We start from the raw sequence: 26045 nt of genomic DNA, 5'->3' as shown, positions 1-26045 counted from the left end.
CGGTGCCGACTCACCAACTTGTTTCGCACCCCTCGATTCCGGGTATCTGTGTCCGATCTGTCTGTTCTGGTGCAGCGGATACGCGCGTACCGGCGTACTTCTCCACGAGGATGAGGCCCGCTCGGCCGGACGTGAAATGATCTGCGCGAGTGGATTATCCGGGCCTCGGCGCAGAGCCCGTCATTGTCGGATCGAGGGAAGCAGGAACGTGTGCTGAACGAGGGACTCGTCGTAGTCGTTCTCGTTGTATTGTTGGTTGCGGGGCTACTGTTCGCGGTAGCCGCTGCCATGAACTGGGACCCGGAGGGTCGCCAGGACGAAGAAGATTATCTAGATCTAGACCCGGACGAGCGCGGCCGTTCGCGCGGACGAGTCGCGCAGCGTCAGGGTGGCCAGTGGCCGCAGACCGAAGACCTGTACTGAGCGGCTATCTCAGGTGACGATCGAGCTCCGGAAATCTGTTCCGGAGCTGGTCCAAGCAACGGTGAACCTCTTCGAGCTCTCGACGGAACAGCTGTGCCTCGGCGGTCGATCGGAGCACTCCGCGCCGAGTCGTCAAGGCTCGGATCGTGGTGGTGAGGGTCGCGGCCTCATGGCTGAGCAGGTCGTAGAACACCTGGGCCTGCGCTACATCGGATTCGTCGAGCACTTGCTGCTCGGATCAGTCCGCCTGTGTCGGAAGGTGTTCGGTCGTTTTCGTGTCGTACACCTCGTCGTTTCCCATGATTCATGATTGCTTCCCGGCCTGCCATCAGTCAATGGCACGTCATACGACGGGTTGGGAAGCCTTGCGCATAGGCATGTAGGGGCCGGGGCGAAGTTCGGAAGTGTCAGCACGGACTTCGCCCCATGAGCAGGGTTACCGGCCGGTAGCGGCCATGCTCGCCGCGCTGCCATGACCGGATCACGAGGAATCGATCCTCGGTGAGTAGCGTCGGTCGATATGGGAGCGCCTCGATCCGCCTTATCCACGGTGGGCACGCGGAAGCTCGCCGCGGAATGCATCACCGATATTCCGGTGCTGACCCGACGCCTGCTTGCCGCGATTTTCACCGACAACCCGGAGTGGACCGACTACACGTCGGTGCCGCGTGCGGATCTGCGTGATGGCTGCCGCCGCTATCTGACGCGAATTCTGGAACTGCTGAGCGGTGTGGCGACCGATCCCGAGCGTGACGACGTCGCGGCGTCGATCGGCAGGCATCGCGCCGAACAGGGGGTGCCGCTGGAAGCGATGCTGCGCACCTTCCGGCTCGGTGGGCGGATTGTATGGGAAGCATTGCTGGACAACGCCGAAAGCGTCGGCTCGCAGCCGCACGAGATCCGCGAGGCGGGGACCGCGATGTGGACGGTGATCGACGGGTTGTCCTCGGCGCTGTCCACGTCCTATCGCAATACGGAGCTCGAGCAGGTGCGCAGGGATGAGCGACGCCGACATGCGCTGATCGAGGATCTGCTGGCCGGGCGTGCCCAGGATGCCACCTTCGCCGCGCGGGCAGCCCGTGAGCTCGAGCTGCCCGCACACGGCGCCTACCTGGTGGTTGCCGCGGATGTCGGGGCCGACGGTCGGCCCGCGCTCGTCGGGCCGGAGACGGTGCTCGCGGCGCTGGGGATCCGGTCGGTGTGGCATACCCGGGTCGACAGCATGATCGGGCTGGTGTCGCTGGAACACCGGGACATCGCCACAGTCCTCGCCCCTTTGCGCCCCCTTGCCAGAGGCCGGGCCGCGTCGTCCCCTGCGGTCCCGGGGCTCGCCCAGGTGGACACCGGCCATGCACTGGCCAGAATCGCCATGGACACACTGTCGAAGGGCGCGGTCGAGCTGGTATCGCTCGAGGACCGCTACCCCGAGGCCCTGCTGGTGAATTCCCCGGACCTCACCGGGCTGCTGATCGCCCGTACCCTTGGCCCGGTGCTGGCTCTGCCGCTCAGAGACCGCGAGGTGCTGCTGCAAACCCTCACGGCCTGGCTTGCTGAAAACTGCTCGGCGGCCAACGCGTCGATCCGACTGCACTGCCACCGCAACACGGTGCTGAACCGATTGCAGCGCATCTCCGGTTTGATCGGCCGCCCACTGGATGGGCAGCGCGCCTACCTCGAACTTTCCCTCGCCCTCTCGGCGCTCGAACTCACGGGCCGGACGGACTGACGCACCATCCGGAGAGATCAGGTACGCCCGATACGCGGCCTTGATCGAGCAGTTCGGGAGCACTCACCTGGACCGGCCGATGCACGCTGCGATTGCGGGCCCGTGTCCGCAGGGGCGTAGGTGGAGTTCATCAGATTGGGCGCAGCGCCCATTTTCGGGGCCCGATTGCTGGGCTTCGTGGGCATTGTATGTGCATTCCTGGCCGACAAGACTCGATCGAAACGACCTATGCCACAACCTCGGTGTAGTCGGATTCGTCGAGATTGAGGAGCACCACGAGTGCCGGAGTTCGATCTGCTGGTGATCGGAGGCGGTCCCGGCGGCTACGTGGCCGCCATCCGTGCGGCCCAGCGTGGCCTGTCGGTGGGGCTGGTGGAGAAGGAACGACCAGGGGGAGTGTGCCTGAACTGGGGCTGCATCCCGACGAAGGCGATGCTGCGGTCGGCCGAGGTCCTCCAAACAGTCAGGGACGCAGCGGATTACGGTGTGTACGCCGACAACGTGCGTTTCGACTTTCCCGCGGTGCGCCAGCGTAAGGACGGCATAGTCAAGGAGCTCACCGACGGTGTCGCCGGGCTGCTCGCGGCCAACGGTGTCACCGTCATCGAGGGGCACGCCCGCTTCACCGGGCCGACCACGGTCGACGTGCACGAGGTGGGTCCGTCACCTGTCGGTCCCGACGGCCCGCGCTATGCCGCCGCGCCAACGGCGCCGATCCGCCAGATCACCGCGCGCGACATCATCGTCGCGACCGGATCGGTGCCCGCGCGGCTGCCCGTGCCCGGCGCCGACCTGCCAGGGGTGATCACCTCCGACGGTGCGTTCGGCCTGACGGAGGTCCCTGACCGGCTCGTCATTGTCGGCGGCAGCGCCGTCGGCGCCGAATGGGCAAGCCTGTTCGCCACATTCGGCAGCGACGTCACCATCGTGGAGATGCAGGACCGCCTGGTTCCCGCCGAGGACCGTGACATCGGCGCTGCACTCGGTCGGTCCTTCATCGAACACGGCATCACCGTGCTGACCGAAAGTACGGTCGCCTCGATCGCGCAGGGCGATGCACTGCGGGTCACCGTGGAGGGCAAGCACGCACGTGAACTCGACGCCGATGTTGTGCTCGTCGGCGTCGGCCGCCGCCCCAACACCGCCGATCTCGGGCTCGATCGTGCCGGAATCGCCACCGACGATCGGGGATTCATCCCGGTCGATGATCGGCTGCGCACCGGCGTCGACCACCTCTACGCGATCGGCGATGTCACCGGCCGCGCATTGCTCGCGCACGTCGCCTCCCATCAGGGTCTCACCGCGGCCGATGTCATCGCCGGAGTAGACAGTCACATCGACTACACCGCCATTCCCGCCGCGACGTTCACCCACCCCGAGATCGCGAGCGTCGGCCTGACCGAAGCCGCGGCCCGCGCGGCAGGGCACGAGATCGTCACCGCCCGTTTCCCGTTCGCGGCGCTCGGTCGCGCCAGGACCTTCGGCGACACCGCGGGGTTCGTGAAAATCATTGCCGGGCAGCAGCATCAGGAGATTCTCGGCGTGCACATCATCGGACCGTCGGCCAGCGATCTGATCACCGAGGGAGCTCTCGCGATCAGCATGGAAGCGACGCTCGACGAACTCGCCGACACCATCCACGCCCACCCCACCCTCGGCGAGATCGGGATGGAGGCCGCGCTGACCGCGCTCGGCCTGCCCGTGCACATCGCGCCGCGGCAGCGCTGAGGAGGACTACCGTGACCGAAACAATCGACCGCGCCCCCGACGTATTCGCCGTCGAGGACCCCGACACCCTGCGCGGCTACCTGCGCGACATGATGTTCGTCCGGCGCTTCGAAGAGCGTGCGGCGCAAGGCTACTCGCAGGCCAAGGTCGGTGGCTACTGCCATCTCAATCTCGGTGAGGAGGCCACCGTAGTCGGCCTGGGCGCCGCGATGCGGCCCACCGATTACCTGTTCACCAACTATCGCGAACACGGCTACGCCATCGCAAAAGGCATCGAGCCCGGCCGCGTGATGGCCGAGCTGTACGGGCGCACCACCGGCACCTCCAAGGGGTGGGGCGGTTCGATGCACATGTTCGACACCGCTTCCCGCCTGCTCGGCGGCTACGGCATCGTCGGCGGTCAGCTTCCGCTGGCAGTCGGCGCTGCCCTTGCCATCGACTACCGCGGTGACGACGACGTGGTGGTGTGCCAAATGGGTGAGGGCACCACGAATATCGGTGCTTTCCACGAGTCGCTGAACATCGCGGCACTGTGGAATCTGCCCGTTGTATTCGTCATCATCAACAATCAGCTCGGCATGGGTACCACGGTCGAGAAGTCCTCCGCCGAACCCGACCTGTACAAGCGTGCGGCCTCCTACCGGATGCGCGGTGAGCAGGTCGACGGCACCGACGTACTCGCGGTGCGCGACATGGCCGGTGACCTGATCGAAACGGCTCGTCGCGAAGGGAAACCGGCCCTGCTCGAGACGGTGAGCTTCCGGCTCAAGGGGCACTCGGTGGTCGATCCGGCCAAGTACCGGAGCGGCGAGGACACCGCCGCCGCCCGCGAATCCGATCCGATCGTGCGGTTTCGCGGCGACTTGATCACCGCGGGCGTCTTGGACGAATCCGGTGTCGAGGCGATCGCGCGGTCCATCGAAGCGGAGGTGGACGCGGCGGTGGCCTTCGCCGACGCGAGTCCACACCCGGACCCGGAAACCCTGTTCGACTACACCTACGCCACTCCGGTGGCGGGAGCGTCGCGCAGGCTGCCCGCCGATCCGCTCTTCTGACCGCACGCTCTCTTCTCCGAACGCAAAGGACCACCGTGCCTGTCATTACCTATCGCGAAGCGCTGCGCGAAACCCTGCGCCAGGAAATGCGCCGCGACGAGGACGTCTTCCTGATCGGCGAGGAGATCGGCGTCTTCGAGGGGTCCTACAAGATCACCGCGGGCCTGCTCGCCGAATTCGGTGAGAAGCGGGTGCGCGACACGCCGATCGCCGAAGAGGGTTTCGTCGGTGCCGCCGTCGGTGCCGCGATGCTCGGGCTGCGTCCGGTCGTGGAGATCATGACGATCAACTTCTCGTTGCTCGCGTTGGACCAGATCGTCAATCACGCCGCCAAGATCTACGGCATGTTCGGCGGGCAGACCAGCGTGCCGATGGTCATCCGCACCCCGGGCGGCGGCGGCCAGCAACTCGGTGCGACACACTCGCAGAACATCGAGCTGTACTACGCGTTCGTACCCGGCCTCAAAGTCGTCGCGCCGAGTACACCGGCCGATGCGCGCGCTCTGTTGCGTGCGGCGATCGAGGACGACGATCCGGTGCTCTTCCTGGAGAACCTCGCCCTCTACAACACCAAAGGCGAAGTGCCGGACGACCTGCCACCCGCCGAGATCGGCAAGGCGGCGGTCACCCGCGAAGGCGCCGACATCACGCTCATCGGTTACTCGCGGATGGCGACGATCGCCACCCAGGTCGCCGAGCGGCTGGCCGCCGAAGACGGCATCTCCGCCGAAGTCGTCGACCTGCGCAGCCTGCGTCCGCTGGACAGGGACACCATCGTGGCCTCGGTGCGCAAGACCGGCTGTGCGGTTGTGGCAGAGGATGATTGGCTGACCTACGGGATCGGCGCCGAAGTCGCGGCGACCATCTCCGACGGCGCCTTCGACTACCTCGACGCGCCCGTGCGCCGGGTGGCGGCGGCGGAAGTGCCACTGCCGTATGCCAAATCGCTCGAACAGGCCGCGCTGCCCTCGGCCGAATCCCTGCACACGGCCGCGCTGGAAACGCTCGCCGCCGTCGGCCGTCGCCGCTGAGAACCGAGGACCACACACCATGCCAGAAATCACCATGCCCCGGCTCTCCGACACGATGGAGGAGGGTGTTGTCGTCGCGTGGCTCAAACAGGTCGGCGACAAGGTCGCTCGCGGTGACGTTCTCGCCGAGATCGAGACCGACAAGGCCCTGATGGAGCTCGAAGCCTACGACGATGGCGTGCTCGAACAGATCCTGGCCGAACCAGGGACGCGCGTATCGATCGGCAACCCGATCGCATTGATCGGTGACGGCAGCGGGTCGTCCACGAAATCCGTTCCGCCGGTGACCGCGCCGTCGCCGGAGCGTGAGACCGGTGTTGCCGCGGTAGTGGTCGAGTCCGAAGGTGGGCCTACACATGGTATTTCGCCGACAGTCGCGACCAAGGGCGACAGGCCGAAGTCGTCTCCGCTGGCCCGCAAGGTGGCACGCGAATTGGGTGTCGACCTCGCCGCCGTGACCGGGACGGGCCCCGCGGGTCGGATCACCAAGCAGGATGTGGAATCCGCCTCGCGCCGACTCGAAACCGCACACGCCGAGACGGCAGTTGCCCCAGTCCAGGCCGAAGCAGTTGCCGTACCACGTAATCCAGCAGTGACCGGTTACGACGATTACGACGAGGTGCCGCTGACCACCGTCCAGCAGGTCTCGGCCAAACGGCTCACCGAGAGCAAACAACAGGCCCCGCACATCTATTTGACGAGCGCGATCGACGTCACCGAGCTGCTGGCCTTCCGCGCCGACATCAACGAGACACTGCGGATCGCGGGTGCAGGCAAAGTCAGCGTCAACGACCTGATCGTCAAGGCGGTGGCCGCCACCCTGCGTGCCGACCTTGCGGTGAACGTCTGCTATGCGGGCGACAAACTGTTGCGGCACCGGGGGATTCACCTCGGAGTAGCGGTCGCAATCCCGGCCGGGCTGGTCGTGCCGGTGATTCGTGACGCCGACCGTAAGAGCGTCTCCGAGATCGCCGTCGAGAGCAGGGACAAGGCCGAAAGGGCCCGCGCCCGCAAACTGCGCGCGGACGAAATGAGCGGCGGCACCTTCACCATCTCCAACCTCGGCATGTTCGGCATCGAGCAGTTCACCGCCGTGATCAACCCACCCCAGGCCGCCATCCTCGCCGTCGGCGCCGCCGCCGACGAGGTGCGACTGATCGATGGTCAGGTCGTCAATCGCAAGATTCTGCGGGTAACCCTGTCTGCCGACCATCGTGCGGTCGACGGTGCCACTGCCGCCACATTCCTTCAGCAACTGAGGGGACTGCTCGAACATCCGCTCCGCATCGTTACCTGATCGGGAATGAATACGGGTACGCACCGCCCGGTCCCTGCATAGGCTCACTGAGCTTTGTTGTTCAACGCCTGGAGTCTCACCGATGCCGATATCCCCGTCCTCAGCGCACACTCGAACCGGTCGAGCACAGCAAGGTTCGCCGATCGACACCGATGGTCCACGCGCATCGCTGTATTCACCGGATTTCGCGGCCGACCCGCACGGCGCCTATCGTGAAATGCGTAAGCGGTACGGGTCTTTGGTGCCGGTGGATTTGGCTCCCGGCGTGCCGGCCACCTTGGTGATCGGATATTACACCGCGGTGCGGATCTTCAACGACCAGGAACACTTCCCGGCCGATCCGCGCATCTGGCAACAGGACATTCCCGCCGAATGTCCGGTGCTGCCGATGATGCAGTGGCGGCCGAATGCGTTGCGCAACGCGGGCAATGAGCACATCCGCTATCGGCAGACCAATACCGCGGGCCTCGACAGGGTCGACCAGTACCGGCTGCACGACACTGTTGCCGAGGTCGCGACCCCGTTGATCAACGCGTTCTGCGAGGCAGGGGCGGCGGATCTGGTGCGCGAGTACGCGTTTCCGCTCGCCTTCGCCGTACTGAACGCCATGCTCGGTTGTCCGGCCGATATCGCGCAGCAGGCCGCGACAGGTATGGCTGCGATCTTCGAGGGCATCGACGCGGATCGCGGCAACAAGATGCTCACCGGCGCGCTACTGGAGCTGACCCAGCTCAAGCGGGCCGAACCCGGCGACGACATCACCACGCGGATGGTCCAGCACCCGGCCGGGCTCAGCGATACCGAAATGGTGCACCAGTTGGCCACCCTGTACGGCGCGGGCATCGAACCGCAGCAGAATCTGATCCTCAACACCCTGCTCCTGATCCTCACCGACGAGCGGTTCGCCGACGACGTGCTCGGCGGTAGCCTCTCGACCCGCGACGCCCTCGACGAAGTGTTGTTCACCAACCCGCCGATGGCGAACTTCTGCATCAGCTTTCCCCGGCAGCCGATCCTGATCGACGACCTCTGGCTACCCGCCCATCAGCCGGTCCTCATCAGCATGGCCGCCTGCAACACCGATCCCGAGATCAGCGTCGACCAGCACTCCGGCAATCGCTCACACCTGTCCTGGGGTGCCGGGCCGCACTCCTGTCCTGCCAGTTCGATGGCCTATCTCATCGCGCAGGATGCCATCGACCAACTACTCGACGCGCTACCCGAGATCACGCTGGCGGTGTCACCTTCCGAGCTGACCTGGCGGCCCGGTCCCTTCCATCGCGCGCTGACACACCTGCCTGTCGTGTTCCCGAAATCGCCACCACTACCCGAGACGTAGGCGCGAGTAGCGCGCCTACGTTCGGTTCGTGTACCGCTTCCCACGGGCGCAACCGACTTCGCGCGGCCGAACAGTCTGTGCCGTCGGCAACGACTGTGACACAACAGAATACGATCTTTGTGCTAGTTGAGTAGGCGGCCGACTCCGGCCATCGAGGTGTCCCAGCCGTTCAGCGCCGAATTGTGGATTCCGGGCGGTGCCAGCGAGTTCCACGGTGTTCTCGCGGAACCGGCCGCCCATTGGTCGGTGTCGGCCGCTCTCACGATCACCCGCCGGGCGTCGCGAAGTCGCTCGCCGTCGGCAGGGTCGGCCAAGACGCCGTCGATCGACGACAGGGTGCGCTTCGCGTGCTCGTTTCCGATCCACTGCATCATGCGCCCGGCGTCGGCCTGGTCGATATTCGACAGCATGCCGTTGGCCGCGGTGAGATCGCCGTTCGCCAGTTGCTGTAGCTGCCTGATCTTCGCCTGCGTGGGGTTGTCCATGTAGTTGGTGACGAATCTTTGTTGCGGACCCCCGCGGGCCCCGCCGTCAAGGGTGACGCCACCGGGATTGGCGCGCCGATATCGGAAGGCCGCCGCCTGCAAGGTCGCCAAATCCGCGGCGACCTCCTCGGGGTCACCCGCTCCTCGTACGACGCGAAGTGAGGAGTCCTGGGCGCGTTGCACGGCGGCGACCACATGGCCGAGATGTTTGTCGGCCAAGGTCCAGTCGTCGGTGTTCGCGTCGACGATTCCCCAGGAACGGACTGCGTTGAACATGACTCTCTCGTTCGTGAATCCGGCGGCGGTGAGAGCACCCCACGCATCGGACGCTTTGCCGCCGACGTCTTCGATCCCCTGTAGCGCCGCGGCCGCGCCGCGCACGGAGTTGATGCCGCCGGCCGACTCGGCGGCCTTGCGGGCGGCGTTCCCGAACACCATCCTGTGCATATACGACTGGGCGTAATGCCCGTCTTCCCCACCGAAACCCGGTCGCCCCCACAGTCCCCATTGGGCCAACTGGGAGCTGCGCTCGGTTCTGGCGAATGGCCGCAACGGTGATCGTGTTCCCCCGAGCAGCCACTCGGTTCCCGGCGAATTGCTGACGGTGCTGACCGCAGCGAGCCCGGCCAGCATCTTCCCCGAGAGCGAATGTCCCGCCCCGTTGGTGCCCATCCCCAGCGCGGTCGCACCGCCGGTGCTCGAACCCCGGCCACCGCCACTGCCCTGGATGGTCAGGGCGAACCGATTCGCGAGCCATTCATTGCTTCGATCCAGACCGTGACCCAGTCGCTTGAGCTGGAGAATCGCGACGATCTGCACAATGCCGCCGATAATGAATACCGCCGTGACCTGATCTCCGGCCAGCCGGAACAGATCTCCCAGGAATAGAACGTAGATACCGAGAAAGATGGTGAATGCTGTCATCCGCGCGGCCGCGATCACGCTGTCCACCATATTGCGGACCAAAAATGTCTGCGTCGGCCCGTAAATGAATCCACCCGCCGCGAATCCGAATATCGACATCAACCCGTGGTAGATCGTGTCCAGCGCCGCTTTGATGATCTTGATCGCCAGCACTGCCGCGAAAAGCAGTAACACTGTTCCCGATATCAGTAACAACAGGCCGGTTCCGAACTGCTCATAGCTCGGATTGTCGATGGAATCTTTGGCGACACTGTCCCCGCAATTATGGATCCCGCTCTTGACGCTATCCTCACTGTTGGTATTCACGCCCGCCGACCAGGCGGCCCGGCATGCGGGCTTATCGTCGATCACATGGCCGAAATTCCACACTTGCAGCGGGCGGCGAGCGAAATTCTCGGTCAGCGTATTCTGCATGGTCGCCACCATCCGGGACGGATCCGGACTGTTGGTTCCGTTCAACCCGGCTGCCACCGAGATGCCGAGATCACGTCCCTCTACCAGCAACCCGTGCGATGACAACACGTCCGCAAGCGGCTCGGCCAAGAACACCGGTCCCACGATCGCCACGGCCAGCATCGTCACCACCTGGGTGGTCGCCTTGGCGTAGAAGCCGCGGGTGATGAACCATGCCACGAAGAAGGCGCCGATCGCCGCGGCGGTCAGCAACATCATCGGCGTCGCGATCTGCCCCGTCAGGCTGTTGGCCACCCCCTCCAGCGCGGACCCGAACATATCCAGCCAGCGAAAGCTCAGTGCGTACCCGATCAGCCAAATCGCGGTGGTCACGATGATTTTCCAGCCCGCGAACTCCAGGCCCAACATGGAGGAAATCACGGTGTTTCCTGGATTCAGGATACCGCCACGATTGGTGGCGAAAAGGTAGCTCGAGAGTTGAACACCCGATGAATCCGTGATATTCATCCAAGCGAGCGCGCTACTCGACGACGATCCGGCAGTCCTGCCGCCTGATTCGGCGGTCGCCGCGCCACCGAGCATGCCGGGGAAGATAAACAGTGCGAAAAGCCCGAGAAGAATGTATGCCGACCAGCGCCGCAGTCGCGTTTTTTCCATCCACTCGCGCGACTCGCGCCACTTGCGCGTAACCGCGTACGTCTCCCATCGGACCGGATGCCAGCGTTCCATTTTCCAGTTGTTCACGCCACGACCTGATTCGTTTTCTCCCGCCCCCCATGGAGGCAAGAATGGACGAGATGAGCATCGGAAAGGATTTACCCCAGGGCTGATCCACAGTCCCCGGAAACAACTTCCTTACGCTAACGTGATCACGTTAAATTTCTCCGACCGGACAGTGAACAACGCGCCACCGGTGGCTGAAAACAGCGACAGCCGTGAGGGTTTCGGCCTCCGACGGAACGCTCGGAGGCCGTGTGGAGGATCAGACTGTGAGGTGGGTTACCCCCAGGCGCGTCGGGTACCCGGCATGCCCGTGTTGCCGTGCGTGTCCGGGACAACACCGAGCATTTGATGGAGCCCGAGACCGCCGTCCTCGAAGCCCAATGCCGAGGCTGCCATGTAGAGCCGCCACACGCGTGCGCGTCCCTCACTGGCGAGCGAGACCGCTTGATCCCAAGCATCTTCCAGGTTGGCGACCCACTGGCGCAGGGTCAGCGCGTAGTGCTCGCGCAGCGACTCGACATCGCGTACCTCGAATCCCGCGCGCTCCATGGCGAGCGCGACCTCCCCGACGTCGAGAAGTTCGCCGTCGGGAAAGACGTAGCGGCCGACGAAGGAGCGGCCACTGATGGTGGACCCGCCCGCGGAGGAGATCGCGTGGTTGAGTAGGCGCCCTTCGGGACGAAGTAGAGCGCGCAGGGTTTCGAAGTACTCCGCGGCGCGCTTGGCTCCGACGTGCTCGAACATCCCGATGGAGGAGATGGCGTCGAACTGCTCGCCGCGCAGTTCGCGATAGTCGGAGAGCCTGATGTCGATGCTCGCCGAAAGCCCCGCGTCGGCGACGCGCTTACGAGCGAGATCGGCCTGAGCTCTGCTGATCGTGACACCGACGACCTGCGCGCCATAGGTCGATGCCGCGTGCATCGCCATGGAACCCCAGCCGCACCCGACGTCGAGCAAACGCATCCCACGCTGCTCGGGGAGACCCAGCTTGCGGCAGATCAAATCGTGTTTGGCGCGCTGCGCATCTTCCAGGGAGACAGTGGCATTCGCGCCGCCGTGACCGTCGTCGTCGGCGGTGACGAACCGTGCGCACGAGTAGGTCATGCTCGGCCCGAGCACCAGCCGGTAGAAGTCGTTGCCGACGTCGTAGTGATGGCTGATCGCCGCCGCGTCACGTCCCTTGGTGTGCAGTCGACCGCGCGGCGGCCGCGCCTCCTCGGGCGGTGGTTCCGGCGGCCGCCCGAGCGCCCCGAGCTGCCGCGCCGCCCCGAACGCCTTCCACGCGGCATCGACGCCGAGCCGAGCGTCGCGCGGTGCCGTCGACTGCAAGGATCGAAGCATCTTGAAGATATCGCCGTCGAGATCGACGTTGCCGGAGACGAACGCACGCCCGAGCCCGAGCTCGCCGGGCGCCCACACCAGGTGGCTCAGCGCGTCTTTGGACCGCACTCGCATGGTGCCAGGAGACCCACCCTCGGGCTGGATCGTGCTTCCGTCCCAAAACTCGAACCCCACCGCCGGCTGCGATCCCAGAGCGGCTCGCATCAAAGGCCGAAACGTGTCAGCGACTGTTGGCTTGTGCCCCATGCGAACCACTATGGCCCGTCTCACCCCGTATGAACCACAACGACGCGGTATAAGTGTGGCACCGGGGTCATTTCAAGCACCCACTCAGCGGTGAGCGGCAGACGACTATGGCCGATTCTCGATGTCTGCCGAAGTCATGTGCCACTCGTCGAGTAGTCGAGGCGCGCCGTTCGGGGAGTCCGCTGGTATGCGGGATCGAGTGCGCGGATCGCGGGCACGGTGTGTGGTGGCGCTAGGATCGCCGGGGTGAGCCGATTCGCCTGGGACCACAACGCGTACTACCACCGGCTTTTGTTGCGCCAGCTTCCGTCGCAGTGTGGGGACGTGCTGGATGTTGGTTGTGGCGCAGGTGCTTTCGCGGGTGAACTCGCCGCCCTGGTGCGTCATGTCGATGCGATCGACCGTGCGCCGGAGATGATCGCAGTGGCAGAACGCACTGTCCCCGAGAATGTTTCGTGCATACACGCCGATTTTCTGCGCGAAGACGTCGTTCCCGAAGGCCGCTACGACGCGGTCTTCTCGATCGCCGCGCTGCACCACATGTCGCTCGCGCAGGCGCTACCCCGGATGGCGGCCGCGCTTCGCCCCGGCGGTGTGCTTGCCGCGATCGCGCTGCCCAAATCCGACCTGCCCCGCGAACTCCCGGTCGAACTCGCCGCAGCGGCGGTGCATCGCGTGCTCGCCGGAGCATTCGCCGTGGCCAGGGCTACGAGTGGGCGCGACTGGTACGCAATGGAACCGACGCATGACGCGATGCCTGTCGTGCAGGACCCACCCCTCACCACGCGCCGAGTGCGCGCCGAGGCGACGACGGTCCTTCCTGGCGCGGAGGTCCGGCGTCTGTTCTTCTGGCGATACCTGCTGGTCTGGCACAAGCCCGGCTGAAGCAAGAGGGCGGCGAATCGACCCGGACGCGGCCATCCGACTCAGCGGCGCAACTGCCTCCAGGCGAGTCGTCCCGAGGTCGGGGCCTGAAGCACTACCCGGCCGAGGGTGATCGCCCATAATGCGATTCCGGCACCGCCCATGACTATGACATCGAACCACTGCTACGCCGGATCTATCGGGGCTGCCTGGACGCCATAGCTGACGTTGGACACTGTGTGCGCCACGATCACGATCATGGTGATGTCGTGGGGCGAGTTGTAGAGCCAGGCAAGCAGGATGGAGTAGCCGGTCGCGGAGACGATGTACATCGTGTAGTTCGAGTCATATTGGGCAACAACAGATTCCGCCACAGTGTTAAAGTCAAAGCGGCCACACTAGACCGAGCACCCAGTTCTTCGTCGAGGCGCGCACAAAACCAGCCCGACCTCATCTGGGCGGCGTACTTCCGCTGACCGGACACGATTGAGCCGACTAGCTCGGCCGAATCGGCGGCAGGCCTGATCGCTCTCTGGCCCCATGCCCCGCTCCCTCGTAGCCCCGCAAGCGGTGCCCGCCGAATTGCGTCCCTACCTGGAAGACCTCGTCCAACATGCTCGCACCATCTGCGGGCCGAATCTGCTCAGCATCTTCGCGGTTGGGTCGATCGCGCTAGCAGATTACCGCCACGGGCGCAGCGACATCGATGTGACAGTGGTTGTCGAGCCGTCGCTACCCGGACATTCTGTGCGCGAACTGGCCGAAGCGCTCACCCACCGCGCCCTGCCTCGTCCTGCCGATGGGCTCGAACTGGTGGTTTACGACTCGTCTTTTGCGCATCAGCCCTCTGATGAGGCCGGGTACTTGCTGGATCTCAATACCGGTCCACTGCTGTCGAACCGACGCCGTACTTTCGGTCGTTAACGCTTCTCCTGCGTGAAGGCAGGAGATTCACAGCTCAGACCGCAACCGAACCACCCACCCGAAGGAGGTGACCCGCTTGTCTCACATCCTCAACACTGCTGTGGCCGCGTTCTGCCACAACCAGAACCACCCTGGCAGCGTTCCGATCCCGACAAGCGGTGTAACCACATTCGGGGCATCGGAAAGTTCTCTCGCACAGTTCCAGTCGCTTGGCTCTCGCAAAACAGTCACTGCACGTCATCGACGTAAAGGCGGGCTGAACCAACACCACCCTCCGGCCAGCCCGCACACCACGCTCGACCAACGCCCGCTTCGCCGCACCGATCGCCGCGTCCGCCGCTTTGCGGGCCATCGTGGACTTCGCCAGGAACTTCGGCCGGAAATCCTCCACCGCGATCAGGTCATGAGCGGCGACAACACGTTTCGCCCACACCCGCGAATCATGCCGGGTTTGCCGCGCCGCCTTCTTGTGGAGCTTCGCTGTCTCCCGGGCGGCCCGCTGGAAACCGCCGGACTGCGGGCCATGCTTACCGCTGTGCCGACGGGCCATCTGGCGTTGCGCTTTGGCCAGTGCCGCCGCGCACCGTTTCCGGTGCCCCAGAAACGGCAGATCGAACCGAATGTCGGTGGTCGTGGCGGTGGTACTCACACCCCAGTCGACACCGACACCACCCTCAGCGTCCGATACAGTTCCGACCTCACGCCGCACCACGAATGAGGCATACCAATGCCCCAAACTGTCGCGGGTGATACGGACCGACGTCGGCTCGGACGGCAGTTCCCGCGACCACACGACTGGGATACTCACCCCTTTCGGGAGGAGTAGCTTACCGTCGCGGATGCTGAACCCGCGCACGGTGTATTCCAGTGACGGCAACGCCTTCTTCCGCGCTTTGAACGTCGGCCGACCACGTCCTTTGACCTTGAACGAATGATCGAGCGCTTGTGCATAGGTGCGCAGGGTCTGCTGTTGGGCGACCTGCGACCCGTCACGTAACCACGTGGTCCGGCGCCGCGCTTCGGTAAGCGACTTTCCGAGCTTGCCGAAGGTTGGACGCGCACCCGACTTCTGTTGGTGCACAGCCTCATTCCATAGAAACCGGCACCGATGCCACTCCGCGACAAGGGCCCGCTCCGCCTGCGCACCAGGGCGCAGGCGGTAGTTGTGCCGCACCACCTCGGTCATACCCGACAACCTAACCGACACCACCGACACCTTCCTGCGACCCGACCTCCGGAGGGAGGATGGCGCTTGCTCTCCCTCGTTAGCGGCTGTCGCCGACAGTATCGTCGGTGCGGAACGTGTCGCAATCAACGCGACGGCATCGATCGAGACTGTCATCGGCGTGGTTTGTTGCCTGATGGCCGGTGTCGCGGTCGTCCCGGCTCAGCATGTAGTTACCTGGGCGGGCATCCCACGCGTAACTCCACCTGTACCAGGCGAATTCGGAGAGCGCTTGGCCCAATCGGGCGCCCCGCCAAACGCCATCGATGCCGACTTCCACTCCTGCCACGGGGGGCGGTGCCGCACCATGTGCGGCCACGAATCGCGACGGTGCCTGCTTCGACCGTCCGCCGCCGGGTCTGGAAATCGGGTATGCCGGGCGGAACCATCAACGCGCGCACTCTGATTCGTGAAACCGGTAGTCCGGGAATCGGACGCCCTGTGCGTGCGGTACGAGCTCGGTCATGGGCTCGGGCTGATGTTCTGGTTGAAGTGGAACAGATTGTCCGGGTCATAGGCTCGTTTGACGTCGGCCAGCCGTTGGAAATTCCTGCCGTAGTTGTCGTGCACCTTGGATCGGTCGTCGTCGTCCATGAAGTTGATATATCCGCCCGGTTCGGAATACGGCGCTGTCGCGTTGTAGTAGTCGCGTACCCACTGAATGCGCTCCGCGTCGACGGCCGGATCCTGCCATGCGGCCAGGATCACCGTCGCGAACGTCGCGTTGCGATAGGCGAATGCGGTGTCCTCGGCGGCGATTCGGTGGCAGGCCCCGTTGATCGGATACATGTGCATTGTCGCGCTGACCTCCGGCACTTTCGGGCCGTAGATCAGGTGCTGTTCGATGGCGGCATCGGTCAATTCGGTGACGAAGCTGCCCTTCCAATAGCTGCGGATGCCCTTGGGGAATATCGCGTCGAACGCGGTGTTCAGTGCTGGATAGGGCATCGGCCCGACCATTTCGGCGACCCTGGGGGCGAGGTCGCGGAATGGCGCCATCGCTTCTTCGCCCTTGTCGAGCGGTCCGGCCCAATGCGCGATCGCGGTGCAGAAGGTGTCGCCGTGCCGGTCGGCGGGGATGAACTCCAGTGGTGGAGCGATCTGGAACGTGGGGAACGCGCCGTATTCCTCGGGCGCGACGGGGATGAAATCACGGAAGAATCGCAGCACCGTACCGGCGTGCTCGAGTTCGTAGAAGAACAGACCGACGTACACCTGATCGAGGGGGTGCAATCGGAACTCGAACGAGGTGACAGCGCCGAAGTTGCCACCGCCACCGCGCAGCGCCCAGAAGAGATCCTCGTTCTCCGTCGGGCTGGCGGTCTCGACGTGCCCTGCCGCGGTTACCACGTCGGCCGACAGGAGATTGTCGATCGTCAATCCATATGCGCGGGAAAGATATCCGATGCCGCCGCCGAGCGTGAGTCCCGCGACGCCGGTGGTCGAGACGATCCCGCCGGTGGTCGCCAGCCCGTAGGCGTGTGTCGCGTAATTGAAGTCTCCCCAGGTGGCCCCGGCCCCGGCCCGCGCGGTGCGATACTTCGGATCGACGTGCACCGAGCGCATCAGCGACAAGTCGATGACGACTCCGCCGTCGTTGGTGCCGAATCCTGGTGCGCTGTGCCCGCCACCCTTGATCGAGAGGTCGTGGCCACCGTCGCGAGCGAAATTCACCGCGGCGATGACGTCGGCGACCTGCTCGGCCTGGACGATGACCAGCGGATGACGATCGAACATGCCATTGTGGACCGTGCGTGCTTCGTCGTATCCGGCGTCGTCCGAGGTAATGACAGGCGCACGCACCTGTTCGCGTAATTCTTGCAAAGTCGTGCTCATCGGTCCTCCTGCCACCGTGTGGCCGAAGCCTGCGGAAGTTTGGACGAATGCTGCCCGGCGATTCGGCCGATATCGCTTGTCGCGATTCGGAATTCGGTGGAAGGCAGACGCGCTGCCCGGCTTTCCGGAATTCGCCGCTGGTTGCCTGTCGAATAAGAATCTCGCCGATCTCCCGACCCGCGGTCACCTCCATCAAGATCGATGGAGGTAGCTAAAAGTATAGGACGCCGCGGTAGCGGCGAGAAGTGCTGGAAACGGCGTTGCCGTCGGACTGCGCCGAGCTCTGCCACCGGTTCCACCGTTCGCTGCCGTGAGCGGATCTGCTCACGGCAGCGAGGCGCGATTTTCGGGCCGCCGCTGAGGCACGGTGGACCCATGGCCCACGATGACAGCACTCGGATGTTCAGCTGGCGTGCTCGCGAGCAACTGCTCAGCCGCCGCATATTGGTACTCGACGGTCCGCTCGACGACGACAACGGGACGCTGCTGATGACGCAGCTGCTCACTCTCGCCGCCGAGGACCCGGAAGCAGGCATTTCCCTCTGGATCCATTCCCCCGGCGGGTCGGTCCCCGCGATGCTCGCCATTCGCGACGTCATGCGGTTGGTGCCGTGTGAAGTGTCGACCCTGGCACTCGGATTGGCCTGTAGCGCGGGACAATTCCTGCTGTCCTCGGGCAGCAAGGGGCGGCGGTTCGCGCTGCCGCGCGCCAGGGTGCTCATGCATCAGGGCTCGGCAGGCATCGGTGGTAGTGCCGTCGACGTCGAGGTCCAGGCCGAAGACCTGCGGTACACGGTGGACACCGTGCTCGCCCTGATCGCCGAGGACACCGAGCAGCCGTTCGACCGAATCTACGAGGATTCGCTGCACGACCGCTGGTTCACCGCGACACAGGCCAAGGAATACGGCTTCATCGACCACATCGTCGACTCGTTCGGACAGATCGTTCCCCAACGCCAGCGGATCGGAATCTCGGCGTGAGCGTCGGGCCCGAAGGCAGCCCGCGTAGCGACGCGCGGCCCGCGAATGCCGAAATGGAGACAGCATGACCTACACGATTCCCAATGTCATCGCGCAGCATCCGCGCGGCGGTGAGCGCATCACCGACATCTATTCACATCTGCTCGCCGAGCGGATCGTCTACCTCGGCACACCGATCGACTCGGGAGTGGCGAATGCGCTGATCGCGCAGCTGCTGCACCTGGATTCCGAGGGCCCGGAGCAGGAGATCAACCTGTACGTCAACTGCGAGGGCGGCGATCTGTCCTCGATGCTCGCCGTGTACGACACCATGCAGCACATCAGTGCGCCGGTGCGGACCACGTGCGTCGGCCAGGCCATCGCGGTCGGCGCGGTGCTGCTCGCCGGCGGCGCGCCCGGCCGCCGCGCCATGCTGCCCCACGCCCGGGTGGTGTTGCATCAGCCCGCCTCTCGCGGGCAGGGCGCGATACCCGACCTGATTTTGCAGGCCGACGAACTGGTTCGGATGCGGGCGGAGATCGAATCGATCCTTTCCGAACACACCGGACAGTCGGTGGAGAGGCTGCGCCACGACACCGACCGAGATCGGGTCTTCACCGCGCAGGCGGCGCTCGACTACGGTCTCGTCGACCGACTACTGGAAGCGCGCACCTGACTCACTGCGTCGAATTGCCTTGTGCTGCTCGACACTTCGCGGCGAACTTCCCCGGCGAGATGGCGGCCGAGGTGTTCGCCGCGAAGCGTGATCTGCCAAGGAAGGGCTATGCCGCGAGCGCAAGCAGCGTCGGGGCAGTGCCCGCGCGGGGCAGGATGGCGACGTGGCGCTGCGCGCGCAGCTCGTCGGCCACCTGCTCGGTCAACCCACCGAGGCTGGTGCCGAGGGCTCCGGCCAATGCGGCGATCATCTCACTGGAGGGTTCCTTGCGGCCACGCTCCACCTCGGAAAGGTACTGCGGCGAGACGCCCGCACGACCTGCCGTTTCGGCAAGCGTCTCGTGCTGGTCGTGCCGAAGCGTGCGTAATCGCTGCCCGAGCACCTCGCGCCACAGCGGCTCGCCTTCGGGCTGCCGCCGGGGCGGTGCACTCCGCTCGTCGCGTCCACCGGGGATCGAGTGAAGTCTCGAATGCTCGGTCATATCAAGAGCGTAAGGCCACCTGCGTCCGGCCCGCCCGGTCATTACGCTGTGGGCGTAGAACTTCTATGTCAGGCGCTGCGCGACGGTGCCGAGACCGTCCGCGATGGCATCCTGTTGCTCGGATGTGAGCATGTCGATAAGGACGCGCCGAACCGTCGCGACATGGCCGGGCGCGATCTGCTCCAGTCGTCCCCGCCCGTGCTCGGTGAGGATGGCGATCACACCGCGGACGTCGGTCTCGCAGGGCTCGCGGCGAACGAGGTCGGACTTCTCGAGTTGCGTAACCTGGTAGCTCAGGCCGCTTTTGGAGGTGTACAGCGCATCGGCGAGCTCGGTCATCCGCAGGCGTCCCTCGGGTGCCGCGGCGAGGCGGACCAGGACCTCGTATTGGGTGTGCGATAGCCCTTCCTGTTTGAGCTGTTGCTCGATTTCGCGACCGACGAGCGCCCCGGCGGCCAGGAATCCCTGCCAGGTACGCATCTCTCGCTCGTTCAGCCATTTCGCATCAGCCACATCTACAGCCTACCCGTGTTGTTCAAATTTGAACAACACGCTATAGTCCGAGTTGAGTTCAAATTTGAACTACTCGGATGGAGAACGACATGACCGGATCTATGCCGGTGCTCTACGTATCGCACGGCGCTCCGCCGTTAGCCGATCACCCGCGATGGCCGGGCGAGCTCGCCTCGTGGTCGCGCGAGTTGCCCGCACCGACGGCGATTCTGATGATCTCCGCGCACTGGGAGGCCGCGCCCATCGCGCTCGGCGCTACTACCACCGTTCCACTGGTCTACGACTTCGGCGGTTTTCCCGAGCACTACTACCGGGTTCGATACGACGCACCCGGTGCGCCGGAGCTTGCGGCCAAGGTGCGTGCTCTGCTCGGCGGCACTGTGGTCGATGTCCCGTATCGCGGATTGGACCACGGCGCGTACGTCCCGCTGAAGGAGATGTACCCGGATGCCGATGTTCCGGTGCTACAGCTATCGATGCCGACGCTGGCACCGAAGAAGCTGATGGACGTCGGCCGCAAACTCGCCCCGCTGCGCGAGGAGGGCGTGCTGATCATCGGCAGCGGCTTCTTCACTCACAACCTGCGCGCGTTGACCGCCGACGACGAGCACGTCTTCGGCTTCACCGCCGAGTTCGACGAATGGGGTCGTGAAACCTTGGCCGCCCACGATTGGGACGCCCTGCTCGACTTCGAAAACAAGGCTCCCGCAGCCCATCTCGCTCACCCGCGCACCGACCATTTCGCGCCCCTTTTCCTCGCTCTCGGCGCGGGTGAGGCCGATCTGTCATCCCAGCGCACCGTCATCGACGGCTACTGGCTCGGCATGTCCCGACGATCCATCCAGCTCGGCTGATCGACCTCGACCCACCACCGAAAGGCCCCAGGCATGACCGCCACCATCACTGCACCCCGCATCGACTCCGCCACGCCAACGCTGACCTACGACCTCGGTCTATTGGTCCTGCGCCTGGCCGTCGGTCTCACTATGGCCGCACACGGTGCTCAGAAGCTGTTCGGCTGGTTCGGCGGCGGCGGCCTCGATGGCACCGGCGCGTTCTTCACGGTGAGCGGCTACCCCGCGGGCAAGGGCATGGCCGTTGTCGCAGGGCTCAGCGAAACCCTCGGCGGTCTCGGGCTTGCTGTCGGCCTACTGACGCCGTTGGCCGCGGCGGCCCTTGTCGGCACTCTGCTCAACGCGATCGCCGTGAAATGGGGTGGTGGCTTCTTCGCGCCCAAGGGCATCGAATACGAGCTGATTCTCACTCTCGCGGCGACTTCACTCGCTCTCACAGGCCCCGGCCGCTTCGCCGTCGACCGGTTTGTCCCCGCCCTGCGTACGCATCGACTGAGTTACGGCGTAGCGTCCGTCGTGCTCGCGGTGGTGGTCGCCGGAGCCGTCCTGGTCGTTCGCACTACCTGATCAGCTTGCGCCGTCGGCATAGTCGGCGATCTCCTCCATCACCTTCTGGAATTCCGCTGATACGTACAGCTGGAATTCGTCGTCGGTGTGGTTGACGGCGGCGGTGAGTTCGATGATGCCGTCATAGAACCAGTAGACCGACGAGCTCACGGGGGAGGGGCGGTCGGCGTAAACGGTCGCCGCCATCCTCGCCAGCGTGCCCACGCTGATGAATGCGTCCGCGCCATCGAGCGGATGGATGTAGACCGTTCCCTCGCACGGCACCACGAACGCCGAACCCCATTGTCCGCCGACCGAATACTCACCCAGCCAGCGCACATGCGCGCTGGCGTAGTCGGAGGAGCCGTAGAGGCCGAGGATCCGCTCGAAGTCTTCGTCGTCTTCCTCGAAGATCTCGGCGACAGTGAGCAGTCCATCACCCCGCGTATTCGCCTCCGCGAGCGCGAACAGGTCCGGTTCCGGAATCCCCCAATGTGACAGGCGCTCCCGGCTGACCGTGATCATCGTATTGACCTGATCGATCACCACCCGCTGCGCGAGTCCGGGCGCAAGGGTTCGGCTCACGATCGGGAAGCCGTTGTCTTCCATGTCCTCCGGGTACATTCGCGTCCGCAGCAGCGGCCGGATCCGCTCGAAATCATCCATGTCCAGCGGTGCGCTCGCGCTGAGTTCCAGCTCCGCGAAAAACGTGCTCAGATGATCCGCCACCAGCGCGGGCCACTCGTCTCCCGGTTCCCCGGCCACCTTCCGGCGCAGATTGCTCAACGACAACACCCAGTCGGACACGCCATTTCCGGACAGCGTCACCTCGTCGCCCTCGATCGTGCAGGAGTACCCGTGGTGCTGCACGATCGGCACGACCAAGGTGACCAACAGATCGGCGGGCTGTTCGACCGGCCCGGCCTCGATGCGCGCCCACAGCCGCGTGAACTGGCTGCCATCGCGGATGCGCACCGCCTTGGTGACGTACTCCAGTGGGGCAAGCTGCGCCGACTCCCCGTCGAGCGCGACACACGGCATACCCGCGAGTTCCCCCTGCCCCCACACCCACTCGCCGCCGCCCGCCCGCAACAGTGTCTCGCCGAGATACCCGACGGCCGCCTTGACGACGGGCAACGCGCCTTGCTGCTCCATACTCGCCAGGTCCGCAAGCGCCGCAAGGACGAACTCTTCGAATGCCGCCAAGGATTCCAGTGAGTAGTCACCGGGAAATCCCGCCGAATAGGTGGCGAACACCTCCGCGACCGACGACTCCAATTGCCGCTGCCATGCCCCGACTCGCTCGTCATCGGTGTCGGTGTCGGTCGAATCGTCGATCCAGAAGTTCACATCATCGCTCCGGTAGGCAAGGCCACACGAGATCTCGTGAGCCGCACCGCTTTTTGTACAGCCTCGGCTCGAGGTGAGCAACTGTCGAGCTTGCCAAGGGCGGGTTGCCGCATGGCGACCGGTCGCAGCCGCCCGACGTCCGCGACTGCTCGATGACGCGGTTGCTCGATCGGGCGGCGGTCTCGACCGAGTTTCACGCGGCAGCAGCGGCCGGTGTCGATCCTGAAGTCAGTCGGCCGAGATCTCGCTGCGGTCACCGCTCCAGAGGGTGTGGAACTTGCCCTCGGCATCGATGCGTTCGTAGGTGTGTGCGCCGAAGAAGTCGCGCTGGCCCTGGGTGAGCGCCGCGGGCAGGCGCTCGGCGCGCAGCGCGTCGTAGTACGACAGTGACGAGGCGAACGCGGGTACCGGGATGCCGAGCAGGGTGGCGGTGGACACGACCCGGCGCCAGCTGTCGATGGCCGTTTCGATCGCCTCGCGGAAGTACGGTGCGAGGATCAGGCTCGGCAGGGCGGGGTTCTCGTCGTAGGCATCCTTGATCCGATTCAGGAATCGGGCCCGGATGATGCAGCCGCCGCGCCAGATCGTGGCCAGGTCGCCCGGGTGCAGATCCCAGTCGTATTCCACGCTGCCCGCGGCGATCTGATCGAAGCCCTGCGCGTAGGCGACCACCTTCGACGCGTAGAGGGCTTGGCGAATGTCTTCGGTGAATTGCGCGACGTCGGTGGGCTTTTCGGCCAGCTTGCCCGAGGCGAGGCCGACCGCGGCTTTACGCTGCGCGCGCGAACCCGACAATGCCCGCGCGAACACCGCTTCGGCGATACCGGTCACCGGAATGCCGAGGTCGAGCGCGGCCTTCACGGTCCAGCGCCCGGTGCCCTTCTGCTCGGCCGCGTCGACGATGACATCGACGAGCGGCTTGCCCGTCTTCGCGTCGACCTGGTTCAAGACCTCCGCGGTGATTTCGACGAGGTAGCTCTCCAAGTCGCCGGAGTTCCACTGCGTGAAAACATCGGCGATCTGCTTCGCGCCGAAGCCGAGGGCGTCGCGGAACAGGTTGTAGGCCTCGCCGATGAGCTGCATATCGGCGTACTCGATGCCGTTGTGGACCATCTTGACGAAGTGCCCTGAACCGTCGGGGCCGATGTGGGTGCAGCACGGCGTGCCGTCGACCTGCGCCGCAATCGATTCCAGCAGCGGGCCGAGTGAGTCGTAGGACTCCTTCGGGCCGCCCGGCATGATCGAGGGGCCGTTGAGCGCGCCCTCTTCGCCGCCGGAGATGCCTGCGCCGACGAAGTTCAGTCCGCGCTCCTTCATGGCCGCTTCGCGCCGGATGGTGTCGGTGTAGAGCGCGTTGCCGCCGTCGATGATGATGTCGCCCTGCTCCATGGCGGCGGCGAGTTCCTCGATGACGGCATCCGTCGGATCGCCGGCCTTGACCATGATCAGCACCCGGCGCGGCTTCTCGAGCGCCGCGACGAATTCTTCGATGGACTCGGTGCGCACGAAGTCACCGTCGGTGCCGTGCGCCTCGAGCAAGGCGTCGGTCTTTGCCACGCTGCGGTTGTGCAGCGCCACCGTATAGCCGTGCTTGGCGAAGTTTCGGGCGATATTGCTACCCATGACTGCCAGGCCGGTAACCCCGATCTGTGCGCGCGCTGTAGAGGTCGCCATGAATCCGCTCTCTTCGTTCGACAGGTGCATTTGCGTGACCGCGCGAAGCGGTTCGACCTCGACCTTTCTACCCCGTCGGTCCCCGAGGTGGCGAACATACCCGCCAACTCGACGCGTCGGACGGCCATGGCACGCCCTCGGCGCGGTTGCTGGATTCTTGCTACCTTCCCCGCTATGGCGACCGATCGCAGCTCATACCGCGCCCGAGGCGCCGCCGTGGTCGCCTGCCTGACCGCCGTGCTCGCGGCCAGTCTGCTGAGCGCCTGCGACAGCGACCCGAAACCCGACTCGGCCACTGCGGCGCGAACGGTGGATCTGCAAGCCCATCGTGGTGGGCGCGGGCTCACCACCGAGGAGTCGCTTGCCGGGTTCACCAAGGCGATCGAACTCGGTGTGTCCACCCTCGAACTCGATATTGTGCTTACCAAGGACGCCGTGCCGCTGATCTGGCACGATCCGATCGTGCTCGACACCAAATGTGCCGACACGGTCCCCACCTTTCCCGATGACCCACAGTTTCCCTACGTGGGCAAAGTGATTCACGATCTCACCGCCGCTCAGGTCCATACCCTCGACTGCGGTGAACCGCTCGCGGATTTCCCAGGCCAGCAGGCGATTTCGGGCAATCGGATCGCGACGCTGCCCGAGCTGTTCGCGTTGACGGCCAGCCGCGCGGCCGCACTCCGGTACAACATCGAGACCAAGATCGAGGCGGACAAGCCCGAGCAATCCGCGTCGCCACAGGAATTCGTCGAGGTAATCCTGCGTGCGGTCGCCGCGGCCGGGCAGACGCCGAACGTCGAGATCCAGAGCTTCGATTGGCGCACGCTGCGATCGGTGCGCGAGGCGAACCCGTCGGTCCCATTGGTCGCGCTATATGACGACACCACCTTCGTGTCGGATTCGCGATGGCTCGGCCCGGTGCGTTACGAGGATCATCCCGGCGACCCGATCGGCGCGATCAAGGCGCTCGGCGCCGATATCGCCGCGCCCGGTTACTCCGTGCCCTACGGCCGGAAGGCGGGCCAGCCGGGGTTCACGCTCGTCGCCGACAAGGCGTATGTGGAGCGCGCGCACGCGGCGGGCTTGCGGGTGGTGCCGTGGACGGTGAACGACAAGGCGACCATCGCCGCGCAGCTCGACACCGGAGTGGACGGTGTGATCACCGACTACCCCGATCGGATGCGGGAAGTTTTGCGGGACAAGGGTATGCCGTTGCCGAAGGCCTATCCGAGGTAGTCGCGCGGCGCCGGAGCCGACTATGAGGCTGCCACCTGGGCAAGCCCGAACCCGAGACCGCGCTGCCGGTCGCGGTGGCGGTCCGCTGCGCGCCACGTTCCGCGACTATCGCGAATGGACACAGAATCACGCCGACCGACATTTGCTGCCTGTCTGCTGTGTCGAATGAAC

Annotated in this window: 23 protein-coding genes; 14 read left to right on the top strand and 9 right to left on the bottom strand. The window is 65.1% G+C overall.

Going from position 1 to position 26045, the window contains the following annotated elements; all coding sequences use genetic code 11:
• Positions 1–210: 210 nt before the first annotated feature.
• The 7 genes from ACLMAJ_RS13570 (at position 211) to ACLMAJ_RS13540 (ending at position 8599) form a co-directional block, all read left to right on the top strand.
• Positions 211–423, top strand: coding sequence for a hypothetical protein (locus ACLMAJ_RS13570; RefSeq protein WP_412013988.1), 213 nt, complete (start codon positions 211–213; stop codon positions 421–423).
• Between the two features lie 550 nt (positions 424–973).
• The gene (locus tag ACLMAJ_RS13565; RefSeq protein WP_412013987.1) at positions 974–2149 is read left to right on the top strand and encodes a PucR family transcriptional regulator; all 1176 of its coding nucleotides are present in this window, start codon (positions 974–976) and stop codon (positions 2147–2149) included.
• Positions 2150–2428: 279 nt separating this feature from the next.
• A complete protein-coding gene (gene lpdA / locus ACLMAJ_RS13560) occupies positions 2429–3877 on the top strand; it encodes a dihydrolipoyl dehydrogenase (protein ID WP_412013986.1) in 1449 nt (482 codons plus the stop codon).
• A gap of 11 nt (positions 3878–3888) precedes the next feature.
• Entirely contained in the window at positions 3889–4932 is a 1044-nt protein-coding gene (gene pdhA / locus ACLMAJ_RS13555; protein ID WP_412013985.1) for a pyruvate dehydrogenase (acetyl-transferring) E1 component subunit alpha, read from the top strand.
• Between the two features lie 44 nt (positions 4933–4976).
• On the top strand, positions 4977–5963 hold the full coding sequence (locus tag ACLMAJ_RS13550) for an alpha-ketoacid dehydrogenase subunit beta (RefSeq protein WP_412014082.1): 987 nt from the start codon (positions 4977–4979) through the stop codon (positions 5961–5963).
• A 19-nt stretch (positions 5964–5982) separates the two neighbouring features.
• Complete coding sequence (locus ACLMAJ_RS13545) at positions 5983–7260, top strand: dihydrolipoamide acetyltransferase family protein (protein ID WP_412013984.1); 1278 nt, start codon at positions 5983–5985, stop codon at positions 7258–7260.
• 82 nt (positions 7261–7342) lie between these two features.
• The gene (locus ACLMAJ_RS13540) at positions 7343–8599 is read left to right on the top strand and encodes a cytochrome P450 family protein (RefSeq protein ID WP_412013983.1); all 1257 of its coding nucleotides are present in this window, start codon (positions 7343–7345) and stop codon (positions 8597–8599) included.
• A 122-nt stretch (positions 8600–8721) separates the two neighbouring features.
• Here ACLMAJ_RS13540 and ACLMAJ_RS13535 read toward each other — a convergent pair whose 3' ends face one another.
• Together ACLMAJ_RS13535 and ACLMAJ_RS13530 are read right to left on the bottom strand one after the other, a co-directional pair.
• Positions 8722–11166 (bottom strand): hypothetical protein, encoded by a 2445-nt coding sequence (locus tag ACLMAJ_RS13535; RefSeq protein ID WP_412013982.1) that lies wholly within the window; start codon positions 11164–11166, stop codon positions 8722–8724.
• A 255-nt stretch (positions 11167–11421) separates the two neighbouring features.
• The gene (locus ACLMAJ_RS13530; protein WP_412013981.1) at positions 11422–12732 is read right to left on the bottom strand and encodes a class I SAM-dependent methyltransferase; all 1311 of its coding nucleotides are present in this window, start codon (positions 12730–12732) and stop codon (positions 11422–11424) included.
• A 246-nt stretch (positions 12733–12978) separates the two neighbouring features.
• Between ACLMAJ_RS13530 and ACLMAJ_RS13525 the strand changes: the two genes are divergently transcribed.
• Positions 12979–13617, top strand: coding sequence for a class I SAM-dependent methyltransferase (locus ACLMAJ_RS13525; protein WP_412013980.1), 639 nt, complete (start codon positions 12979–12981; stop codon positions 13615–13617).
• Between the two features lie 164 nt (positions 13618–13781).
• Here ACLMAJ_RS13525 and ACLMAJ_RS13520 read toward each other — a convergent pair whose 3' ends face one another.
• Positions 13782–13970, bottom strand: coding sequence for a hypothetical protein (locus tag ACLMAJ_RS13520; RefSeq protein WP_412013979.1), 189 nt, complete (start codon positions 13968–13970; stop codon positions 13782–13784).
• A gap of 166 nt (positions 13971–14136) precedes the next feature.
• Here ACLMAJ_RS13520 and ACLMAJ_RS13515 point away from each other — a divergent pair, with 166 nt between their 5' ends.
• Positions 14137–14520, top strand: coding sequence for a hypothetical protein (locus ACLMAJ_RS13515; RefSeq protein ID WP_412013978.1), 384 nt, complete (start codon positions 14137–14139; stop codon positions 14518–14520).
• Between the two features lie 34 nt (positions 14521–14554).
• Here ACLMAJ_RS13515 and ACLMAJ_RS13510 read toward each other — a convergent pair whose 3' ends face one another.
• A complete protein-coding gene (locus tag ACLMAJ_RS13510; RefSeq protein WP_412013977.1) occupies positions 14555–15706 on the bottom strand; it encodes an RNA-guided endonuclease InsQ/TnpB family protein in 1152 nt (383 codons plus the stop codon).
• A 501-nt stretch (positions 15707–16207) separates the two neighbouring features.
• Positions 16208–17581 (bottom strand): FAD-binding oxidoreductase, encoded by a 1374-nt coding sequence (locus tag ACLMAJ_RS13505; protein WP_412013976.1) that lies wholly within the window; start codon positions 17579–17581, stop codon positions 16208–16210.
• 375 nt (positions 17582–17956) lie between these two features.
• On the opposite strand from ACLMAJ_RS13505, the gene ACLMAJ_RS13500 reads away from it, so the two are divergent.
• Together ACLMAJ_RS13500 and ACLMAJ_RS13495 are read left to right on the top strand one after the other, a co-directional pair.
• On the top strand, positions 17957–18562 hold the full coding sequence (locus ACLMAJ_RS13500) for a ClpP family protease (RefSeq protein WP_412013975.1): 606 nt from the start codon (positions 17957–17959) through the stop codon (positions 18560–18562).
• 64 nt (positions 18563–18626) lie between these two features.
• Positions 18627–19217, top strand: coding sequence for a ClpP family protease (locus ACLMAJ_RS13495; protein WP_412013974.1), 591 nt, complete (start codon positions 18627–18629; stop codon positions 19215–19217).
• Positions 19218–19323: 106 nt separating this feature from the next.
• Here the strand turns inward: ACLMAJ_RS13495 and ACLMAJ_RS13490 are convergent, their stop codons facing one another.
• The gene (locus tag ACLMAJ_RS13490; protein ID WP_412013973.1) at positions 19324–19698 is read right to left on the bottom strand and encodes a helix-turn-helix domain-containing protein; all 375 of its coding nucleotides are present in this window, start codon (positions 19696–19698) and stop codon (positions 19324–19326) included.
• Between the two features lie 63 nt (positions 19699–19761).
• Positions 19762–20211, bottom strand: coding sequence for a MarR family winged helix-turn-helix transcriptional regulator (locus tag ACLMAJ_RS13485; RefSeq protein WP_412013972.1), 450 nt, complete (start codon positions 20209–20211; stop codon positions 19762–19764).
• 89 nt (positions 20212–20300) lie between these two features.
• Here ACLMAJ_RS13485 and ACLMAJ_RS13480 point away from each other — a divergent pair, with 89 nt between their 5' ends.
• Complete coding sequence (locus ACLMAJ_RS13480; protein ID WP_412013971.1) at positions 20301–21065, top strand: dioxygenase family protein; 765 nt, start codon at positions 20301–20303, stop codon at positions 21063–21065.
• A 33-nt stretch (positions 21066–21098) separates the two neighbouring features.
• Positions 21099–21632 (top strand): DoxX family protein, encoded by a 534-nt coding sequence (locus ACLMAJ_RS13475; protein ID WP_412013970.1) that lies wholly within the window; start codon positions 21099–21101, stop codon positions 21630–21632.
• Here ACLMAJ_RS13475 and ACLMAJ_RS13470 read toward each other — a convergent pair whose 3' ends face one another.
• Both ACLMAJ_RS13470 and gndA read right to left on the bottom strand, forming a co-directional pair.
• Positions 21633–22961 (bottom strand): hypothetical protein, encoded by a 1329-nt coding sequence (locus ACLMAJ_RS13470; RefSeq protein ID WP_412013969.1) that lies wholly within the window; start codon positions 22959–22961, stop codon positions 21633–21635.
• A gap of 228 nt (positions 22962–23189) precedes the next feature.
• The gene (gene gndA, locus ACLMAJ_RS13465) at positions 23190–24635 is read right to left on the bottom strand and encodes an NADP-dependent phosphogluconate dehydrogenase (RefSeq protein WP_412013968.1); all 1446 of its coding nucleotides are present in this window, start codon (positions 24633–24635) and stop codon (positions 23190–23192) included.
• A gap of 174 nt (positions 24636–24809) precedes the next feature.
• Between gndA and ACLMAJ_RS13460 the strand changes: the two genes are divergently transcribed.
• Entirely contained in the window at positions 24810–25874 is a 1065-nt protein-coding gene (locus ACLMAJ_RS13460) for a glycerophosphodiester phosphodiesterase (protein ID WP_412013967.1), read from the top strand.
• Positions 25875–26045 lie beyond the last annotated feature (171 nt).

This window comes from Nocardia arseniciresistens (assembly GCF_046764875.1).
Taxonomy (GTDB): domain Bacteria; phylum Actinomycetota; class Actinomycetes; order Mycobacteriales; family Mycobacteriaceae; genus Nocardia; species Nocardia arseniciresistens.
The sequence above is the reverse complement of the archived record's forward strand: the minus strand, read 5'-3'. Positions and strand labels throughout refer to the sequence as shown.